Source organism: Paraburkholderia graminis (genome assembly GCF_003330785.1).
GTDB classification, from domain to species: domain Bacteria; phylum Pseudomonadota; class Gammaproteobacteria; order Burkholderiales; family Burkholderiaceae; genus Paraburkholderia; species Paraburkholderia graminis.
In genome coordinates, this window is the sequence record NZ_CP024934.1 from 3,552,254 (window position 1) to 3,569,796 (window position 17,543).

At 63.5% G+C, this 17,543-nt stretch carries 18 protein-coding genes; 12 read left to right on the plus strand and 6 right to left on the minus strand.

Annotation, left to right across the window (positions count from 1 at the left end; genetic code table 11):
• The first annotated feature begins 23 nt into the window (after positions 1-23).
• The 3 genes from paaG (at position 24) to paaK (ending at position 2,832) form a co-directional block, all read left to right on the plus strand.
• A complete protein-coding gene (paaG, locus tag CUJ91_RS15865; RefSeq protein ID WP_114156509.1) occupies positions 24-815 on the plus strand; it encodes a 2-(1,2-epoxy-1,2-dihydrophenyl)acetyl-CoA isomerase PaaG in 792 nt (263 codons plus the stop codon).
• 1 nt (position 816) lies between these two features.
• Positions 817-1,296 carry a hydroxyphenylacetyl-CoA thioesterase PaaI gene (gene paaI, locus CUJ91_RS15870; protein WP_006052789.1) on the plus strand — a complete coding sequence of 160 codons (480 nt, stop codon included), beginning with the start codon at positions 817-819 and terminating at the stop codon, positions 1,294-1,296.
• 231 nt (positions 1,297-1,527) lie between these two features.
• Positions 1,528-2,832: a phenylacetate--CoA ligase PaaK gene (gene paaK, locus CUJ91_RS15875; protein ID WP_006052788.1), complete on the plus strand. Its 1,305-nt coding sequence runs from the start codon at positions 1,528-1,530 to the stop codon at positions 2,830-2,832.
• A gap of 259 nt (positions 2,833-3,091) precedes the next feature.
• Here the strand turns inward: paaK and mltA are convergent, their stop codons facing one another.
• Positions 3,092-4,216: a murein transglycosylase A gene (gene mltA / locus CUJ91_RS15880; protein WP_107710965.1), complete on the minus strand. Its 1,125-nt coding sequence runs from the start codon at positions 4,214-4,216 to the stop codon at positions 3,092-3,094.
• Here mltA and CUJ91_RS34855 point away from each other — a divergent pair.
• Entirely contained in the window at positions 4,161-4,406 is a 246-nt protein-coding gene (locus CUJ91_RS34855; protein ID WP_165919889.1) for a hypothetical protein, read from the plus strand. The two genes, mltA and CUJ91_RS34855, sit on opposite strands and share 56 nt — an antisense overlap.
• Before the next feature lie 104 nt (positions 4,407-4,510).
• Here the strand turns inward: CUJ91_RS34855 and apaG are convergent, their stop codons facing one another.
• Positions 4,511-4,885, minus strand: coding sequence for a Co2+/Mg2+ efflux protein ApaG (gene apaG / locus CUJ91_RS15885; protein ID WP_006052785.1), 375 nt, complete (start codon positions 4,883-4,885; stop codon positions 4,511-4,513).
• A 351-nt stretch (positions 4,886-5,236) separates the two neighbouring features.
• On the opposite strand from apaG, the gene rpe reads away from it, so the two are divergent.
• From rpe to CUJ91_RS15925, 8 genes are all read left to right on the plus strand, one after another.
• Entirely contained in the window at positions 5,237-5,920 is a 684-nt protein-coding gene (rpe, locus tag CUJ91_RS15890; RefSeq protein WP_053859094.1) for a ribulose-phosphate 3-epimerase, read from the plus strand.
• Positions 5,921-5,931: 11 nt separating this feature from the next.
• The gene (locus CUJ91_RS15895) at positions 5,932-6,648 is read left to right on the plus strand and encodes a phosphoglycolate phosphatase (RefSeq protein ID WP_107710964.1); all 717 of its coding nucleotides are present in this window, start codon (positions 5,932-5,934) and stop codon (positions 6,646-6,648) included.
• 366 nt (positions 6,649-7,014) lie between these two features.
• The gene (gene trpE / locus CUJ91_RS15900; protein ID WP_006052782.1) at positions 7,015-8,508 is read left to right on the plus strand and encodes an anthranilate synthase component I; all 1,494 of its coding nucleotides are present in this window, start codon (positions 7,015-7,017) and stop codon (positions 8,506-8,508) included.
• A gap of 13 nt (positions 8,509-8,521) precedes the next feature.
• A complete protein-coding gene (locus tag CUJ91_RS15905; protein WP_029971311.1) occupies positions 8,522-9,115 on the plus strand; it encodes an aminodeoxychorismate/anthranilate synthase component II in 594 nt (197 codons plus the stop codon).
• A gap of 17 nt (positions 9,116-9,132) precedes the next feature.
• Positions 9,133-10,164, plus strand: a complete 1,032-nt coding sequence (gene trpD, locus CUJ91_RS15910; protein WP_029971310.1) for an anthranilate phosphoribosyltransferase — start codon at positions 9,133-9,135, stop codon at positions 10,162-10,164.
• A 43-nt stretch (positions 10,165-10,207) separates the two neighbouring features.
• Positions 10,208-11,005: an indole-3-glycerol phosphate synthase TrpC gene (gene trpC, locus CUJ91_RS15915; protein ID WP_107710963.1), complete on the plus strand. Its 798-nt coding sequence runs from the start codon at positions 10,208-10,210 to the stop codon at positions 11,003-11,005.
• A 51-nt stretch (positions 11,006-11,056) separates the two neighbouring features.
• Positions 11,057-11,683 carry a CYTH domain-containing protein gene (locus CUJ91_RS15920; protein WP_107710962.1) on the plus strand — a complete coding sequence of 209 codons (627 nt, stop codon included), beginning with the start codon at positions 11,057-11,059 and terminating at the stop codon, positions 11,681-11,683.
• Positions 11,684-11,783: 100 nt separating this feature from the next.
• Positions 11,784-12,638, plus strand: a complete 855-nt coding sequence (locus CUJ91_RS15925; protein ID WP_114156510.1) for a uracil-DNA glycosylase — start codon at positions 11,784-11,786, stop codon at positions 12,636-12,638.
• A 180-nt stretch (positions 12,639-12,818) separates the two neighbouring features.
• Here the strand turns inward: CUJ91_RS15925 and CUJ91_RS15930 are convergent, their stop codons facing one another.
• The 4 genes from CUJ91_RS15930 to CUJ91_RS15945 form a co-directional block, all read right to left on the minus strand.
• A complete protein-coding gene (locus CUJ91_RS15930) occupies positions 12,819-13,415 on the minus strand; it encodes an FMN-dependent NADH-azoreductase (protein WP_006052776.1) in 597 nt (198 codons plus the stop codon).
• Between the two features lie 153 nt (positions 13,416-13,568).
• Positions 13,569-15,359 (minus strand): M61 family metallopeptidase, encoded by a 1,791-nt coding sequence (locus CUJ91_RS15935; protein WP_107710960.1) that lies wholly within the window; start codon positions 15,357-15,359, stop codon positions 13,569-13,571.
• 94 nt (positions 15,360-15,453) lie between these two features.
• Positions 15,454-16,179, minus strand: a complete 726-nt coding sequence (locus tag CUJ91_RS15940; protein WP_006052774.1) for a DsbC family protein — start codon at positions 16,177-16,179, stop codon at positions 15,454-15,456.
• A gap of 175 nt (positions 16,180-16,354) precedes the next feature.
• The gene (locus CUJ91_RS15945) at positions 16,355-17,527 is read right to left on the minus strand and encodes a UbiH/UbiF family hydroxylase (RefSeq protein ID WP_029971305.1); all 1,173 of its coding nucleotides are present in this window, start codon (positions 17,525-17,527) and stop codon (positions 16,355-16,357) included.
• Between the last annotated feature and the right edge of the window lie 16 nt (positions 17,528-17,543).

A 17,543-nucleotide genomic window follows, 5' to 3' on the forward strand; every position in this document is an offset into this window, starting at 1 on the left:
ACGAGACTTTGAGGAGACACCCAATGTCGTATGAAGCGATCCGCCTCGACATCGACACGTCGAGCCGCGTAGCCACCATTACGCTGAACCGGCCCGACAAGCTGAACAGCTTCACCCGCGCGATGCATGAGGAACTGGCGGCGGCGCTCGGCGAAGTAGAAAAGTCCGGCGCGCGCGCGCTCATTCTGACCGGCTCGGGCCGCGGCTTCTGTGCAGGACAGGACCTCGCCGATCTGGATTTCACGCCCGGCGCCATGACGGATCTCGGCGACCTGATCGACGCGCATTTCAATCCGCTGATTCGCCGCCTGCAAGCATTGCCGTTGCCGGTGATTGCGGCTGTCAACGGCACGGCTGCGGGCGCCGGCGCGAATCTCGCGCTCGCGTGCGACATCGTGCTCGCGGCGCGTTCCGCCAGCTTTATTCAGGCTTTCGTGAAGATCGGCCTCGTGCCGGATTCGGGCGGCACGTGGTTCTTGCCGCAGCGCGTCGGCATGGCGCGCGCGTTAGGACTTGCCATCACCGGCGACAAACTCAGCGCGGAGAAAGCCGAAAGCTGGGGCCTCATCTGGCAAGCGGTCGACGATCAGGAACTCGCGGCAGCCGCGGCCACCCTGGCGGCACAACTCGCGCAGCAACCCACGCGCGCGATCGCCGGGATCAAGCGCGCCATGCGTGCCGGCGCCACACAAACGCTCGATCAGCAACTCGACCTTGAACGCGACCTGCAACGCGAGCTGGGTGCGTCACACGACTATGCGGAAGGCGTTCGCGCCTTCGTCGAAAAGCGCGCGCCGCGCTTCGAGGGCCGCTGATATGTCGACGCAACCTCTCTACCCCGCGGAAATGACGCCCGACGAACTCGCCCGCGCAACCGCCGCCGCAATGTATGAAAACGATGCGTGCAGCCGTGCGCTCGGCCTCGAGATCGTGGAAGTGCGCGCCGGGTATGCGCGTCTGCGAATGGCTGTGCGCGAAGACTTTCTGAACGGCCATCAGATTTGTCATGGCGGCCTGATATTCACGCTCGCTGATTCGAGCTTTGCGTTTGCGTGCAACTCGCGCAACGTCAATACGGTGGCATCCGGCTGCTCGATCGAGTTCCTGCGTCCTGTGCATGGCGGCGATGTGCTCACCGCAGAAGCGGTCGAACAGACATTGAACGGCCGCACCGGCATCTACGATATTCGCGTGACCAATCGCGCCGGCGATACGGTGGCAATGTTTCGCGGCAAATCGGCGCAAATCAAGGGCAGCGTGATTCCGCAGACACCATCGCACACGGGACCGGAGTAACGCGAAGCGCTACAGCATCCGCAGCGCAGAGCGAAAAGACCAGCCAAAACAAAAGGCACACGGCAAGCGCTCCACGCGAGAGTCGCCAGTCCGTGACAGTCGTGAGCGGTGAGACCGGCCAGCAATTCACCGCAATGGCGGCCGTCCGCAGTTTCAGCGCCGCCGTTCGAAGTTTTACGCGCGAGCGCAATCTATAACAGACCCAGCATTGAGGCAGTAAGGAGACATTCGATGAGCCCCGCCCTTCCGCTCGATCCTATCGAGACCGCCAGCCGCGACGAACTTGCGGCGCTCCAGCTTGAACGGCTCAAGTGGTCCCTGAACCACGCTTACGAAAACTCGCCGGTCTATCGTCGCAAGTTCGACGAAGCGGGCATTCATCCGAACGACCTGACGACGCTTGCAGACCTTGCACGCTTCCCGTTCACGACCAAGAAGGACTTGCGCGACAACTACCCGTTCGGGATGTTCGCCGTGCCGCAGGAACGAATCTCGCGGATTCACGCTTCGTCGGGTACGACGGGCAAGCCGACTGTGGTGGGCTACACCGCTCGCGATATCGACACGTGGGCGAATCTCGTCGCGCGCTCGATCCGCGCGGCCGGCGCCAAGCCTGGCGACAAGGTGCATGTGAGCTATGGTTACGGCCTCTTCACTGGCGGTCTCGGCGCGCACTACGGCGCGGAGCGTGCGGGCCTCACCGTTATTCCGTTCGGCGGCGGCCAGACAGAAAAGCAGGTGCAATTGATCCAGGACTTCCGGCCCGACATCATCATGGTGACGCCGAGCTACATGCTGTCGATCGCCGACGAGTTGGAGCGCCAGGGCATCGACCCTGCCGGTTGCTCGCTGCGCATCGGCATCTTCGGCGCGGAGCCGTGGACCAACGACATGCGTCAGGCGATCGAAAAGCGCATGGGCATCGACGCGGTCGACATTTACGGTCTGTCGGAAGTGATGGGACCAGGCGTGGCGTCGGAATGCGTTGAAACGAAAGACGGTCCGACGATCTGGGAAGACCATTTCTACCCCGAGATCATCGACCCGGAAACGGGCGAAGTTCTTCCGGACGGAGAACTCGGCGAACTGGTCTTCACGTCGCTCACCAAGGAAGCGTTGCCGATCATTCGTTACCGCACGCGCGACCTCACGCGCCTGCTGCCAGGCAGCGCCCGCACGATGCGCCGCATGGAAAAAATCACCGGCCGCTCGGACGACATGATGATCGTGCGCGGCGTTAACGTGTTCCCGACGCAGATCGAGGAACTGCTGCTCAAGCAGCACACTCTCGCGCCTCACTATCAGATCGTGCTGACCAGGGAAGGTCCGCTCGACGTGTTGACGCTAAACGTCGAACCGTGTCCCGAAACCGCGCCCGACACTGCCGCGCTCAATCTCGCGAAGCAGGCGCTGGCCTATGACATCAAGGCGCTGATCGGCGTCAGCGCGGTGGTGAATGTGCTGGCGGTGAATGGAATCGAACGTTCGGTGGGGAAGGCGAGGCGCGTAGTCGACAAGCGCAAGTCGGGGTTGTAAGGCCGGAAGAAGTTGCAGGCGCCCTGCAAATGGGCGCGCGAAAATTTGGCGCTAACGCCGCTGGTGGCCTTAGTGGCTCCAGTGGCTCTCATGCCACTAATACCGCGCCGCCCAAGACGAACAGCCCCACAAACGCCGGCAACGGTTTCAGCACCAGCGCTTGTGCGTGCGTCTGCGGTAAACCGGCCACAAGCCACACCCAATGCCCCGCAGCGACACTCACGGCCGCCAGAAGCCCCAGACGCGCCCGCGACCACCCTCAAGAATTCGGCAACAGCACCCACATCCGACCGCCCTGCTTCATCTTGCCAGCGAGATCGCCCGCATCATCGCCGAGACCCCAGAAGTAGTCGGCGCGCACACCGCCCTTGATCGCCGAGCCGGTGTCCTGCGCAAACACCAGACGGTTCATCGGCGAATTCGTCAGCGGCCTCGTGGTCTGCAAAAACACCGGCGTGCCGAGCGGAATCGAGGTGGGATCGACGGCGATCGAGCGCTCCGGCGTCAACGGCACGCCGAGCGCGCCGATCGGACCATCGGCGGTGCCCTTCGCCATGCTTTCCACCGACGGCATTTCGCGGAAAAACACGAAGCGCGGATTGGTATCGAGCAGCGCATCCACACGATTCGGGTTCGCGCGCGCCCAGGCCTTGATGCCTTGCATGGTGGCTTGCGCAGGCGTGAGCTCGCCGCGATCCAGCAGCCACCGCCCAATGGATTTGTACGGCTGGTTGTTCGTGCCGCCGAAGCCGACGCGCATCACGCTGCCGTCTTCCATCACGATCCGGCCGGAGCCTTGCACTTGCAGGAAAAATGCTTCGATGGGGTCGTCGACCCAGACAAGCTCGTTGCCGTTCAGCACGCCCGTCCGTTCGAGTTGCGCGCGCGGCGGCAACGCGACGCCAGGGCGATAACTCGACGGCCAACGATACAGCGCCGTCTGATAAACACCATGCCGCGTGCGCGAGCCGCGCAATAACGGCTCGTAGTAGCCGGTGACGAGACCGTCGAGCGTGCCGTCGTTGTTCGCGAGCTGGAAGGGCGTGAAATAGGCTTCAAAAAAAGCCCGGGCGCCGGTCACGTCGAGATCGTCAAGCTGCGCCGCTGCCGCACAGGCGCGTGCCCAGTTCGCCTGACGCGCGAGCCTCAGGCAATTTTGCCGCAACGCGGCCGTCGCGCCGATCAGCGAATCGTCCTGCCAGCCCGGAACCTGCTGCCACGCTACCGCCGTAAGCCGCGTCGCGGCGATCTGGCCGGGGATGATCGCGGCCCCCGTGGGTGGCGAAGCGACTGGCCGCACCGCGCCGCCGCCACCGCAGGCGGCGAGTATGGCCGCCATCGAAAGCGCGCCGAGCCAGGCTCCGGCCGCGCCGACAAAACGCATACAATGTTCGTTCTTGATGGAAACCGCCATGTCTGATCTATTCGACGAATACCCAATGCTTGTCTTCGCGCTGGAATCGCTTCTCGCGCTGTTCCTGCTCGTGTTCATCGTCGTGTGGACGTCGTCCGGTAAAAAGAAAGCAGCGCGCGCCGACAGCCGCGAAACGAAGACGCCACAAAAACCGCACTGACGCGGAGCCGATTCACGCATTGCACCGCGCGCATCGATCGTTATCGAACCGCTTATCGAACCTGCTATATCGAACCGTTAAAGACCGCGCCAGACGCCCACGGTTCAATGCAACGTACGCGGCATGCGCAGAATGAACTCCGGCACGGGCGCGTCGAAACGCTCGCCGTCCTCGGCCACGCAGAAGTACTCGCCCCGCATCGTGCCGACCGGTGTCGCGATAACCGCCCAACTCGTATATTCGAACTGCTCGCCGGGTTTGAGCAGCGGCTGGTGTCCCACCACGCCGAGACCCTTCACTTCCTGCACGGTCTTTTCGCTGTCCGTGATCACCCAATGCCGCGCGATCAATTGCGCGGGCACCTGACCGGTGTTGCGGATGGTCAGCGTATAAGCGAACGCGTACTGGCGGCGCTCCGGGTCCGATTCTTCGGGCAGGAACTGCACCTGCGCCGACACGCTGAATTCATACTGGCTCATCCTGATTCCAATCTGCTGAAACGGGGGCGACAAGATCGCTGGAAGGCCCGAGCGCCAACGGCTTCACGGCCCATTGGCGACGCAGCGCCATGGTTTGGCATTCTGCGTCATGCGCGAGGCGCCCGCAACCGGACATATCTTCTGGACAAGCACGCTTAGGGCGCGAAGGGCGCAGGCGCCACACCCGTTTCGCGCCTGGAAGCCGAAAAAGCGCGACGGCTGCCTGTTCCAGGGACCACGACGCGCAGCGGCACACCAGAGCACCGACGCAACGCCACGCCGCCGTCCAGCCGCTGGCCACGCGCACAAAACGGTAAAATGGCGCTTTTCCGCTTGCCTCCGCCCGCCGCCATGACGCAATTCCGCATCGCTCCCAGCATTCTCTCCGCCGACTTCGCCCGCCTCGGCGAAGAAGTCCGCAATGTCGTCGCCGCCGGCGCCGACTGGATCCATTTCGACGTCATGGACAACCACTACGTGCCGAACCTGACCATCGGTCCGCTCGTGTGCGAAGCCATTCGTCCGCATGTCGGCGTGCCCATCGACGTGCATCTGATGGTGCGTCCGGTCGACCGCATCGTGCCGGACTTCGCGAAGGCGGGCGCGAATCTGATCAGCTTTCACCCGGAAGGCTCGGACCACATCGACCGCACGCTGTCGCTGATCCGCGATCACGGCTGCAAGGCCGGCCTCGTGTTCAACCCGGCCACCTCGCTCAATTATCTCGATCACGTGATGGACAAGCTCGACCTCGTGCTGATCATGTCGGTGAATCCGGGCTTCGGCGGCCAGTCGTTCATTCCCGAAGCGCTGAACAAGCTGCGCGAGGCGCGCAAGCGCATCGACGCGTACAAGGAGCGCACCGGCCGCGAGATTCATCTCGAAGTGGACGGCGGCGTGAAGGTCGACAACATCGCGGAAATCGCCGCGGCCGGCGCCGATACATTCGTCGCGGGCTCGGCGATCTTCGGCCAGCCGGACCACAAGGTCGTGATCGACAAGATGCGCGCCGCGCTCGCCAACATCCAGCACTGAAACCGCGCCCGATGACGTCCACCTTCCCCGCCCCGACCTTCACCGGCTCCCGCCTGCAAGCCGCGATCATCGACCTCGACGGCACGATGATCGACACCGCCGACGACTTCACCGCCGGCCTGAACGGCATGCTCGCGCAACTCGACGCGGAGGAGACCTCGCGCGAGGAAGTGGTCGGCTATGTCGGCAAGGGCTCCGAGCATCTGATCCGCAGCGTGCTCGCGCCGCGCTTCGAAGCGGAGCACGCGCAAGACCGTTTCGACGAAGCGCTCGCCATCTATCAGGCGGAGTACGCGAAAATCAACGGCTTGCACACGCGTCTTTATCCCGACGTCGAAGCCGGCCTCGCGGCCCTGCGCGACGCGGGCCTCAAGCTCGCCTGCGTCACCAACAAGCCGCATCGCTTCGCGGTCGAACTGCTGCAGCAATACGGGCTCGCGCAATATTTCAGCGTCGTGCTAGGCGGCGACAGCCTGCCGAAAAAGAAGCCGGACCCCCTGCCGATGCTCACGGCCGCCGCGCAGTTGGGCGTCGAACCGCGCGCCACGGTGGCCATCGGCGATTCGGAAAACGACGCGCTGGCGGGCCGCGCGGCGGGCATGTCGACGCTCACGGTGCCCTACGGCTACAACCACGGCCAAGCTATACAAACAATAAAATCCGATGGTATAGTTGCCTCGCTGCTGGACGCCGCCAAGGCGATCGCAGCGCACCATTCCACGACTTGAAAAGTCCTTCATCCTCATGTTTCTGAATAAAAAACGGAGTCTGATTAGCATCGACCGGGGAGCCTGGCCCTGGCGTCGCTGGTCGCGCTAACCTCGCCTGAGGTACGCTGAAGCTCGTCTTCGGCAACCGTTTTTTACTTCGCTGCGCTCACGCGTTTTTCCATCGTCTCGTTTCGCTGCATCGCCTGATTCGGCCTGCGTGTACTTGCAAAGTACAACTGCGCGCCGGAACTCCGTGCTTGCGTCGATGGGAAAATCGCGCCGGTCGGTTCATCATCGTCAATGTCGAATGAACGGCTGACCGGCTGCGCATGCCCCGCTTTGTCCGACGCACGCTGCCGCCGGACCTACGAACAGGATCGGAACATGACCGAACTCGAATTCCAGTCCCTCGCCAACGAGGGCTTCAACCGCATTCCGCTGATCGCCGAGGCGCTCGCCGATCTCGAAACGCCGCTCTCGCTGTATCTGAAACTGGCGCAGACCGAGCGCAACGGCGCTAACTCGTTCCTGCTGGAATCCGTGGTGGGCGGCGAGCGCTTCGGGCGCTATTCGTTCATCGGCCTGCCGGCGCGTACGTTGTTGCGCACTCGCAATGGCGTGTCGGAAGTCGTGCGCGACGGCAAGGTCGTCGAAACGCACGAAGGCGATCCGCTCGAGTTCATCCAGCAATTCCAGGGCCGTTTCAAGGTCGCGCAGCGTCCGGGTTTGCCGCGTTTTGCCGGTGGACTCGCCGGTTATTTCGGGTACGACGCGGTGCGTTACATCGAGAAAAAGCTCGCGCACACCGCACCGAAAGACGATCTGAATCTGCCGGACATTCAGTTGCTTCTGACAGAAGAAGTCGCGGTGATCGACAACCTCGCGGGCAAGCTGTACCTCGTAATCTATGCCGATCCGACGCAACCCGAGGCATACACGAAAGCAAAGCAGCGTCTGCGCGAATTGCGCCAGCGTTTGCGCTCGACCGTCGAGCCGCCGGTCACGTCGGCGAGCGTGCGCACCGAGACGTATCGCGAGTTCGCTAAAGACGACTACCTCGCAGCCGTACGCAAGGCGAAGGAATACATTGCCGCAGGCGAACTGATGCAGGTGCAGGTCGGCCAGCGTCTGACGAAGCCGTATCGCGACAATCCGCTGTCGCTGTATCGCGCGCTGCGGTCGCTGAATCCGTCGCCGTACATGTACTACTACAACTTCGGCGAGTTTCATGTGGTCGGTGCATCGCCGGAAATTCTGGTGCGCCAGGAAAAGCGCGGCGAAGATCGTATCGTGACGATTCGGCCGCTCGCCGGCACGCGTCCGCGCGGCAACACGCCCGAACGCGACGCCGAACTCGCGACCGAACTGCTGAACGACCCGAAGGAAATTGCCGAGCACGTGATGCTGATCGACCTCGCGCGCAACGACGTGGGCCGCATCGCGCAGATCGGCTCGGTGATCGTGACCGACAAGATGGTCATCGAAAAGTACTCGCATGTGCAGCACATCGTGAGTTCGGTGGAAGGCAAGCTCAAGCCCGGCACGACCAATTTCGACGTGCTGCGCGCCACCTTCCCGGCCGGCACGCTGTCGGGCGCGCCGAAAGTTCGCGCGATGGAACTGATCGACGAACTCGAACCGGTGAAGCGCGGCCTGTACGGCGGCGCCGTGGGCTACCTGTCGTTCACCGGCGAAATGGATCTCGCCATCACGATCCGCACCGGCGTGATCGCGAACGGCAATCTGTATGTGCAGGCGGCAGCGGGTGTCGTCGCGGATTCGGTGCCCGAATCCGAATGGCAAGAGACCGAGAACAAGGCGCGCGCCGTGTTGCGCGCGGCCGAACAGGTTCAAGACGGCCTCGATAGCGACTTCTGACCGGAGACACACCATGCTGCTCATGATCGACAACTACGACTCGTTCACCTACAACCTGGTGCAGTACTTCGGCGAACTCGGCGAAGACGTCCGCACCTATCGGAACGACGAAATCACACTCGACGAAATCGCGAAGCTCAACCCCGAGCGCATCTGCCTGTCGCCCGGCCCGAGCAATCCGCAACACGCGGGCATCACGCTCGACGTGCTGCGCGAGTTCTCCGGCAAGACGCCGATTCTCGGCGTGTGCCTCGGCCATCAGGCGATTGGCGAAGCATTCGGCGGACGCGTGGTGCGCGCGCAAACCATCATGCACGGCAAGGTCAGCACGATCGAAACCGACTGCAAAGGCGTATTCGCCGACCTGCCGAAGCATTTCGTCGTGACGCGCTATCACTCGCTCGCGATCGAACGCGAGTCGCTGCCCGATTGCCTCGAAGTGTCCGCGTGGACCGACGACGGCGAGATCATGGGCGTGCGTCACAAGGAGCTTGCCGTTGAAGGCGTGCAGTTCCATCCGGAATCGATCCTGTCGGAACACGGTCACGCATTGCTCGAAAACTTCGTGAAGCAGTCGAAAGCGAAGACGGCCCATCGCACCGCCTGATGAAGCGAGACAACATCATGACCATCACGCCGCAGGAAGCGCTGCAACGAACCATCGAGCACCGCGAGATTTTCCACGACGAAATGCTGCATTTGATGCGGCTCATCATGCGCGGCGAGCTATCGCCCGTGATGTCGGCCGCGATCATCACCGGCTTGCGCGTCAAAAAAGAGACCATCGGCGAAATCACCGCGGCCGCGACGGTGATGCGTGAATTTGCCCGGCACGTCGAGGTGCAGGACAACTCGAACTTCGTCGATATCGTCGGCACCGGCGGCGACGGTTCGCACACCTTCAACATTTCCACGGCGACCATGTTCGTGTCGGCGGCGGCGGGCGCGAAAGTCGCGAAGCACGGCAATCGCGGCGTGTCGAGCAAATCGGGCAGCGCAGACGTGCTCGAAGCGCTCGGCGTGAATATCGACTTGCAGCCGGAACAAGTGGCGGCGTCGATTGCCGAAACCGGCATGGGCTTCATGTTCGCGCCGAATCATCACCCGGCGATGAAGAACATCGCGCCGGTGCGCCGCGAACTCGGCGTGCGGACCATCTTCAACATTCTCGGTCCGTTGACGAACCCGGCCAGCGCGCCGAATCAACTGATGGGCGTGTTCCATGCGGACCTCGTCGGCATTCAGGTTCGCGTGATGCAGCGCCTCGGCGCAAAGCACGTGCTCGTGGTGTACGGTATGGACGGCATGGACGAAGTCTCGCTCGGCGCAGCGACGCAAGTCGGCGAGTTGCGCGACGGCGAAGTGCACGAGTACGAGATTCATCCGGAAGACTTCGGCATGCAGATGGTGTCGAACCGCACGCTGAAAGTGGCGGACGCGACCGAATCGAAAGCGATGCTGCTCGAGGCGCTCGACAACAAGCCGGGCGTCGCGCGCGAGATCGTCACGCTGAACGCAGGCACGGCGCTGTATTCGGCGAACGTGGCGTCGTCGATTGCGGACGGTATTCAGCTTGCGCGCGAAGCCATTGCAAGCGGCAAGGCGCGTGCGAAGGTCGACGAACTGATTCGCTTCACGCAGCAATTCAAGCACTGAATTCAAGCACTGATCACGCAGCAACCAACGTAACGAGACACTTATGAGCGACATCCTCGACCGCATCATCGCGGTCAAACGCGAAGAAGTCCGCGCGGCCGAACAAAGCGCGCCGCTGGAAGAATTGCGCCTCGAAGCGTCGTCGCGCGATCTTCGCGATTTCGTCGGCGCGTTGCGTGCGAAGCATGCGGCGGGTCTCGCCGCGGTGATCGCGGAAGTGAAGAAAGCGAGCCCGTCGAAAGGCGTGTTGCGCGAAGACTTCGTGCCCGCGCAGATTGCGCGTTCGTATGAGACGCATGGCGCGGCTTGCCTGTCCGTGTTGACCGACGTGCAGTTCTTCCAGGGCAGCGTCGCGTACCTCGAGCAGGCGCGCGCCGCCTGTCAGTTGCCGGTGCTGCGCAAGGATTTCATCGTCGATCCGTATCAGATCGTCGAGGCACGCGCGATGGGCGCCGACGCGATCCTGCTGATCGCCGCCGCGCTCGACACTTCGGAGATGCAGGATCTCGAAGCGCTCGCGCAATCGCTCGGTCTTGCAGTGTTGGTCGAAGTACACGACGACAAAGAGTTGACGCAGGCGCTCACGCTGAAAACGCCGCTGATCGGCATCAACAATCGCAACTTGCGCACGTTCGAGACGTCGATCGAAACGACAATCGGCATGCTTGACGCGATTCCCGACGACCGCATCGTCGTCACCGAATCGGGCATTTTGTCGCGTGCCGATGTCGAACGGCTACGTGCGGTGGACGTGAACACGTTCCTCGTCGGCGAGGCGTTCATGCGCGCCGCCGAACCAGGCGTGGAGCTTGCGCGCATGTTCTTTCCAGGCGCGGCGTGACGACAACGCGTCGCGTTTAACGGCATCTGGCGGAACATAGCGGAGCAGATCATGGGCATGGAACGCGAAATCAAGTTGCTGCTGCCGGTGGCGCAAGTCGAGGCGGCGTCGGCGTGGTTCGTCGCGCGCACCGGCGACGAAGGCCGCGCGATCAAGCTGTCGAATATCTATTTCGACACGCCGCAACTTGCGCTCGCAGCGTCGAAGAGCGCGCTGCGTTTGCGTCACACGCCCGACGGCTGGCTGCAAACCTTCAAGACGGTGGGCAACGCGAGCAATGGTTTGCATAGCCGTCACGAATGGGAAATGCCGGTCGCGAGCGAGGCGCTCGAAATCGACGCGCTTCTGCGCGAATGCGACGAGCCGGCCGCCGCCGAAGCGTTGCGCGAAGCGGCGCCGCGGTTGATCGAACTGTTTCGCACGGATTTCACGCGCACGCTGTGGAATGTGAGCGTCGACGGTTCGCAAGTGGAAGCCGCGATCGATCAGGGCAACGTGCTCGCCGAAGTGAACAGCGAACTGCGCCGCGCGCCGATTTCGGAGATCGAGCTCGAACTGAAATCCGGCGACGAAGCCGCGCTGCATGCGCTTTCTGTTGAACTCGGCAAGCAGGTTGCAGGGCTTGCGCCGGAAAATGTGAGCAAGGCACAGCGCGGGTATCAGTTGCGTGCGGGGTGAGGGGTTGAATACGTCGCCGGCCAAGCGGGCCTTGACGTAGCCAACGCTGGCATCCGCCTCAACTTGAGTCACACCGCATTTGCTGCGACACTTCTGCGCCATGACTTCCTCATCACGTACCCGCTCGACGCCATCGCAGGCCTCGCTATTCGGCGACGCTGCCGCGCCCGCGAGCGACACATCCGGCGCAACCGAAACGCCATCGCCGTCGCCATCGCAGCAACACGCCCACGGCACGCTCACGCTCGAAGCACAATTCGCCGCGTTGCCGGCTGCCTGGCGTACGCACCTGAAGCCCTTCATCGAAAGCGATGCCTACGCGCCGCTTTGCCGTTTCGTCGACGGTGAGCGCGCCGCCGGTAAAACCGTCTATCCCACCGACGTCTTTCGCGCGTTGCGTCTCACGAGTCCCGACGATGTGAAGGTCGTCATCCTCGGCCAGGACCCGTATCACGGCGAAGATCGCGGCACGTCGCAAGCGCATGGGCTCGCGTTTTCAGTGGCGCCGAATGTGCGCACGCCGCCGTCGCTGCGCAACATCTTCAAGGAAATCGCGACGAGCCTCGGCCACGAGCCGCCCCGCCACGGTTGCCTCGACACCTGGGCGAAGCAAGGCGTGCTGTTGCTGAACACCGTGCTGACGGTCGAGCGCAATTCGGCGGCCAGTCACGCGAAGCGCGGCTGGGAAAAATGCACCGATACGCTGATTCACGAACTGGCCATGCGCCACGATCATCTCGTGTTCATGCTGTGGGGCGCGCACGCGCAAGCGAAGCGCGCGCTGCTCGGCGGCAAATCGCATTACGTGCTGGAGGCGCCGCATCCTTCGCCGTTGTCGGCGCATCGCGGTTTTCTCGGCTGCGGGCATTTCGCGAAGGCCAACGAGTATCTCGTGCAGCACGGCCGCACACCGATCGACTGGCGTTTGCCCGATCAGGCGCAGATGCTGGCGTAGGCGCGGCTTCGGGCTTCAGGCTTCGGCATCACCCTCGCTCCCGCGCTCCCACGCCGCCCAAAACAAAAACGCCACGCGGCTCGCACCCCGGGGCGTTTTCAATTGCATCGAGAAACCAGGCGCCGCAGCTAAGCGGCGTCACCAGCCCCGAACAGTCGGCCCGAAGCCGACATCTCAACCTCAAGCAACAGCGATCGCTTCGCGCGCGGCGGCCAGCGCGGCGCTCGCTGCGTCCGGGCCCATGTTCAGGCCTTCGGCGTAGATGAAGTTCACGTCGGTCATGCCGAGGAAGCCGAGGAAGCTCTTCAGATACGGGGTCTGGCTGTCGTTCGGCGTGCCGACATACTTGCCGCCGCGAGCCGACACGACGTAGACCTTCTTGCCCGTCACCAGACCTTGCGGACCGTTCGCGGTATAGCTGAACGTGATGCCGGCGCGCGCGATGAAGTCGAAGTACGTCTTCAGTTGCGACGAGATGCCGAAGTTGTACATCGGCGCACCGATCACGACGATGTCGGCGGCTTGCAGTTCAGCGATCAGCGCTTCGCTGCGGGCGGCGATGGCCGCTTGCTCGGCGGTCCGCTGGTCGGCCGGCGTGAAGAACGCGCCGAGGACAGCGTCGTCCAGGTGCGGCAGCGGTTCGGCTTGCAGATTGCGGACGACGACTTGCGCGCCCGGATTCGACTGTTGCAGCTTTTCGGTCAGTTCGTTGACGAGCAACGTGGAATTCGCGCCTTGCGAGCGGGCTGCCGAGTTGATTTGCAGGATCGTGGTCATGGTGACTCCAGTAGTGGGCGCGCAGTTTTGCGCGAGTGGAGTCATTGTGTTTTTTTACCGACTGCGGAAAAAGCCATCCCGCGGCGACGGATTGTTGCACTGGTAGAACAATCCGCCGCTGAGCACGTCAATTAAACCCGGCGACAATTTCAATCAGCTTGCGAGCCAGCGTTCGCGCGCCTTGCGGGCGGCGGGCCGCTTGTCGGTGGCGGCGAGCTTGTAGCGCGACACTTCCGGCCCGTCCAGCTTGAGTTGCGCGGTGCGCAGCTCGTCGCGGCGAAACGCGTGCACTTCGACCTTCGCGCCCGGCTGATAGCGCGCGAGCAGCGCGTCCAGATTCGTGCCCGTCACGCGCAGGCCGTCGAGCGCGATCAGCACGTCGCCGGCCGAGAGCCCGGCTTTCTGCGCTGCGCTGCCTTCGTGGACCGCGGCCAGCGTGCAATCCGCGCCGCCCCGCACGCGCGCGCCGAGCGACGGCTTGCCGTTCTTGTCAGGCTCCGGCGCGATCGTCACGCCGAACGGTTCGAGCAACGTCTCCAGCGGCAGATCGCGCGTGCCGTGCACGGCTTGTGCGAACAGTTCGCCCAGGTGCACACCGGTCGCCTCGGCGATGAGCGCCTCGACTTCGCCCTCCTCCACGCCAACCGGCTTGCCGCGATAGAAGTCGCGGCCAAAGCGCTGCCACAGCAGACGCATCACATCATCGAGCGACTTGCGATGACCGGTTTGCGCGCGAATCGCCAGGTCGAACGAAAGCGCGACGAGCGAGCCCTTTGTGTAATAGCTGACGATCGCGTTCGGCGCGTTCTCGTCCTGCCGATAGTATTTGACCCACGCGTCGAAGGAGCTTTCGGCGACGGTCTGCTTCGTGCGCCCGCTGCCGCGCTGCACGCCGCCGATCACCTTGCCGAGCATGCCGAAGTAATCGTCGGCGGAAATCAGGCCGCTGCGCACGAGAATCAGGTCGTCGTAATAAGAGGTGAAGCCTTCGAACAGCCACAGCAGCGACGTGTAGTTTTCGACGGAAAGGTCATAGGGCGCGAACACCGCCGGCTTGATGCGCTTCACGTTCCACGTGTGGAAATATTCGTGGCTGCACAGGCCGAGGTAAGTCCGATAGCCTTCGGTGAGCGCGTCGCGGCCCTGCACCGGCAGATCGCCGCGATTGCAGATGAGCGCCGTCGACGCGCGATGTTCGAGCCCGCCATAACCGTCGGTGACGGCTTGCGTCATGAACACATAGCGATCCACCGGCGCTTTTTTCGACTTCGGCTCGAACAGCGCGATCTGCGCTTCGCAGATGCGCTTGAGGTCCGCGCAAAGCCGCGCCATGTCGAGCGCGATCACGCGCCCGGCGATCACGACGTCGTGCGGCACGCCGTGCGCGTTGAATGTCGCAAGCTCGAATTCGCCGAGCGTCACGGGATGGTCAATCAGCTCATCGTAATTCTGCGCGCGATATTCGCCGAAGCCATAGCGCTTGGTGCCGCGCGCTTCCGGCAACGCAGTCGCGACGCGCCAGCCGCGATACGCCGCGCCCTGCGGCTTCTGAATGTCGACGACGCACTGCGCGTCCTCGTGACCGAGCGGCGCCAGGAACACGCTTGTGCCGTTGAAAAAACCCGTCGTGTCGTCCAGATGCGCGGCGCGCACCGACAAATCCCACGCATAGACCTCGTAGCGCAGCGTCAGCGCACCCTTCACCGGCGCGGCCTGCCACGTGTGCTTGTCGGTTTTCTCGACACGCACCTTGCGGCCCGCGTCGTTGAAAGCGCGCAGCGTGACGATGTTGCGCGCGAACTCGCGGACCATGTAGCTGCCCGGAATCCACACCGGCAGCATGAAACGCTGGCCGGCCGGATCGGGATCGGCGACGGTCACGGTGACTTCGAACAGATGGGCGGCGGGCTGCTTGGGAACGATGGTGTAGCGGATCGGCTTCATCGGCGGCGAGTGGATTTTTCTGTGTGATTGTTTGGGAGCTTGATGCGAAAGGAGGCGCCTCTCGCGCCTCCTTTGTCAGGTGTGAGCCGCGTGCTCAGTGCACCGCGGCCATTTCCTTGTCGAGCCGGTCGGCCGGCACGGCGCCGGGCAGGCGGCGGCCGTCGGCGAGGAACACGGTCGGCGTGCCTTCCACGTTCATCGCGTGGCCGAGCGCGAGATTCTTGTCGATCGCGGCGGTGTCGCAGGTGCCGGCGGCGGTGGGCGCCTGATGGTTCTGCATCCACGATTCCCATGCCTTCGCGCGGTCCGCCGAACACCAGATCGACTTCGACTTGGCGGTCGAATCCGGCGACAAAACCGGGTACAGGAAGGTGTAGACGGTCACGTTGTCGATCGACTTCAGCGTGGTTTCGAGCTGCTTGCAGTACGGGCAGTTCGGATCGGAGAACACGGCGATCTTGCGCGCGCCGTTGCCCTTCACCACTTTGACCGCGTTCGCAAACGGAAGGCTCGCGAAGTCGATGCGATTCGTTTCCGACAGACGCGCGTCCGTCAGATTCTTGCGCGTCTTCGTATCGACCATGTCGCCGAGCAGCACATAGTCGCCGTTGGCGTCGCTATAGACGATCTGGCTGCCGAGGTTCACTTCGTAAAGGCCGGCAATCGGCGACTTCGTCACGCTCTTGATCGTCACGTCGGCAAGACGCGTTTGCAGCGTGGCCTTGAGTTTGTCGGTGGTCTGGTCGGCCTGCGCGGAGCAGCCGATCGTGACGGCGGCAATCGCGAGCACGGCAGCCGCCATGCGGAAGGTTTTTTTCATGCTGAATTCCTGGTTCAATCGTGCGCATTGGGCACGAGTTGGCGTTTTGCGAGGTTGCCGGTTTGACGCGAACCGCCTCTGTGCGTTCATGATACCCGTGTCATCGGCCGCAAATGCCGCGCGGTATTTCAACGGGCGTTTTCGCGCGCATCTTGAAGGGAGTTCGGCGGCCGCTTCAGCCAAGCGCCGCCGACACCAGCCAGCGCTTGATGAACGGCTGCGCGCCGACGAAAGCCATGCCGCTATTGCGCACGATCTTCGCCAACGGTCCGGGCACCGAGAAGAGTTTTTGCAGGCCGTCGGTGGCGATCATCAGCGCCCGAATGTCTTCGCGGCGCGCGCGTTCGTAGCGCCGCAGCAGCACCATGTCGCCGAGATCGCGGAACGACTCCTTGCCTGCGACCGTATCGGCCAGCGCCGCGACGTCGCGCAGACCGAGGTTCATGCCCTGGCCCGCGAGCGGATGGATCAGATGCGCGGCGTCGCCGACCAGCGCCACGCGCGGCGCGACGAGGCGGTCCACGGTCTGCAGCGCGAGCGGAAAACCCTGCGCGGGCGTCACGCAATCGAGTCCGCCGAGCTGGCCGCCCGTCACGCGCTCCACTTCGGCGGCGAGTTGCGCGGGATCGAGCGCGATCAGTTGCTCGGCGTGCTCGGTGCGCGCCGACCAGACGAGCGACACGTGGCCGTCCGGCATAGGCAGCAGCGCGATGATTTCGCCGTCTTTAAACCATTGGAACGCGGTTTCGCCGTGCGGCTTTTCCGCCTTGAAATTGGCGACGACGCCCGTCTGCCGATAGTCGCGCCGGTTCATCTTCGAGCCGATCTGCGCGCGCACCCACGAATGCGCGCCGTCCGCTCCGACGACGAGATCCGCCACCAGCACGTTGCCGTTCGCGAGACCGACGCTTGCGCTTTCGGCGGTGAAATCGAGCGCCTGGGCGCGGCTGTCGATCCACGTGAGATTCGGCTGAAAGCGCAACGCCGCGTCGAGCGCGCGCTCGATCACCGACGACTCCACGATCCACGCCAGTTGCGGCACCGACGCCTGAAACGCGGAGAAATGCAGCTCCGCGTGAGCGTCGCCATAGACCCGCATGTCGTAGACGGGGCCAAGCCGCGACAGATCGAGCGCCTGCCACACGCGCAAACGCTCGAGCAGCGCCTGCGAACTGGACGACAACGCGTACACCCGCGAGTCGAACGAAGCGCCGGCGGCCAGCGGCGCGCAGGCTTGCGCGAGCAGCGCGACGCGCAGTCCGCCTTGCGTGAGCGCGAGCGCGGCGGTCTTGCCGACCAGCCCGCCGCCGATCACCGCGGCATCGAAAGTCTGATGGTGTGCGTTCATCCGCGCATTATAGCCG

Excerpts from the sequence above, each read along its gene's own strand:
- trpE (WP_006052782.1), top strand. The coding sequence starts at position 7,015 with ATGACCGAACTCGAATTCCAGTCCCTCGCCAACGAGGGCTTCAACCGC.
- CUJ91_RS15930 (WP_006052776.1), bottom strand. The coding sequence starts at position 13,415 with ATGACCACGATCCTGCAAATCAACTCGGCAGCCCGCTCGCAAGGCGCG.
- apaG (WP_006052785.1), bottom strand. The coding sequence starts at position 4,885 with ATGAGCCAGTATGAATTCAGCGTGTCGGCGCAGGTGCAGTTCCTGCCC.
- trpC (WP_107710963.1), top strand. The coding sequence starts at position 10,208 with ATGAGCGACATCCTCGACCGCATCATCGCGGTCAAACGCGAAGAAGTC.
- CUJ91_RS15945 (WP_029971305.1), bottom strand. The coding sequence starts at position 17,527 with ATGAACGCACACCATCAGACTTTCGATGCCGCGGTGATCGGCGGCGGG.
- CUJ91_RS15925 (WP_114156510.1), top strand. The coding sequence starts at position 11,784 with ATGACTTCCTCATCACGTACCCGCTCGACGCCATCGCAGGCCTCGCTA.
- CUJ91_RS15895 (WP_107710964.1), top strand. The coding sequence starts at position 5,932 with ATGACGTCCACCTTCCCCGCCCCGACCTTCACCGGCTCCCGCCTGCAA.
- trpD (WP_029971310.1), top strand. The coding sequence starts at position 9,133 with ATGACCATCACGCCGCAGGAAGCGCTGCAACGAACCATCGAGCACCGC.
- mltA (WP_107710965.1), bottom strand. The coding sequence starts at position 4,216 with ATGCGTTTTGTCGGCGCGGCCGGAGCCTGGCTCGGCGCGCTTTCGATG.
- CUJ91_RS15905 (WP_029971311.1), top strand. The coding sequence starts at position 8,522 with ATGCTGCTCATGATCGACAACTACGACTCGTTCACCTACAACCTGGTG.
- CUJ91_RS15940 (WP_006052774.1), bottom strand. The coding sequence starts at position 16,179 with ATGAAAAAAACCTTCCGCATGGCGGCTGCCGTGCTCGCGATTGCCGCC.
- CUJ91_RS34855 (WP_165919889.1), top strand. The coding sequence starts at position 4,161 with ATGGCCGCCATCGAAAGCGCGCCGAGCCAGGCTCCGGCCGCGCCGACA.
- paaI (WP_006052789.1), top strand. The coding sequence starts at position 817 with ATGTCGACGCAACCTCTCTACCCCGCGGAAATGACGCCCGACGAACTC.
- CUJ91_RS15920 (WP_107710962.1), top strand. The coding sequence starts at position 11,057 with ATGGGCATGGAACGCGAAATCAAGTTGCTGCTGCCGGTGGCGCAAGTC.
- rpe (WP_053859094.1), top strand. The coding sequence starts at position 5,237 with ATGACGCAATTCCGCATCGCTCCCAGCATTCTCTCCGCCGACTTCGCC.
- CUJ91_RS15935 (WP_107710960.1), bottom strand. The coding sequence starts at position 15,359 with ATGAAGCCGATCCGCTACACCATCGTTCCCAAGCAGCCCGCCGCCCAT.
- paaG (WP_114156509.1), top strand. The coding sequence starts at position 24 with ATGTCGTATGAAGCGATCCGCCTCGACATCGACACGTCGAGCCGCGTA.
- paaK (WP_006052788.1), top strand. The coding sequence starts at position 1,528 with ATGAGCCCCGCCCTTCCGCTCGATCCTATCGAGACCGCCAGCCGCGAC.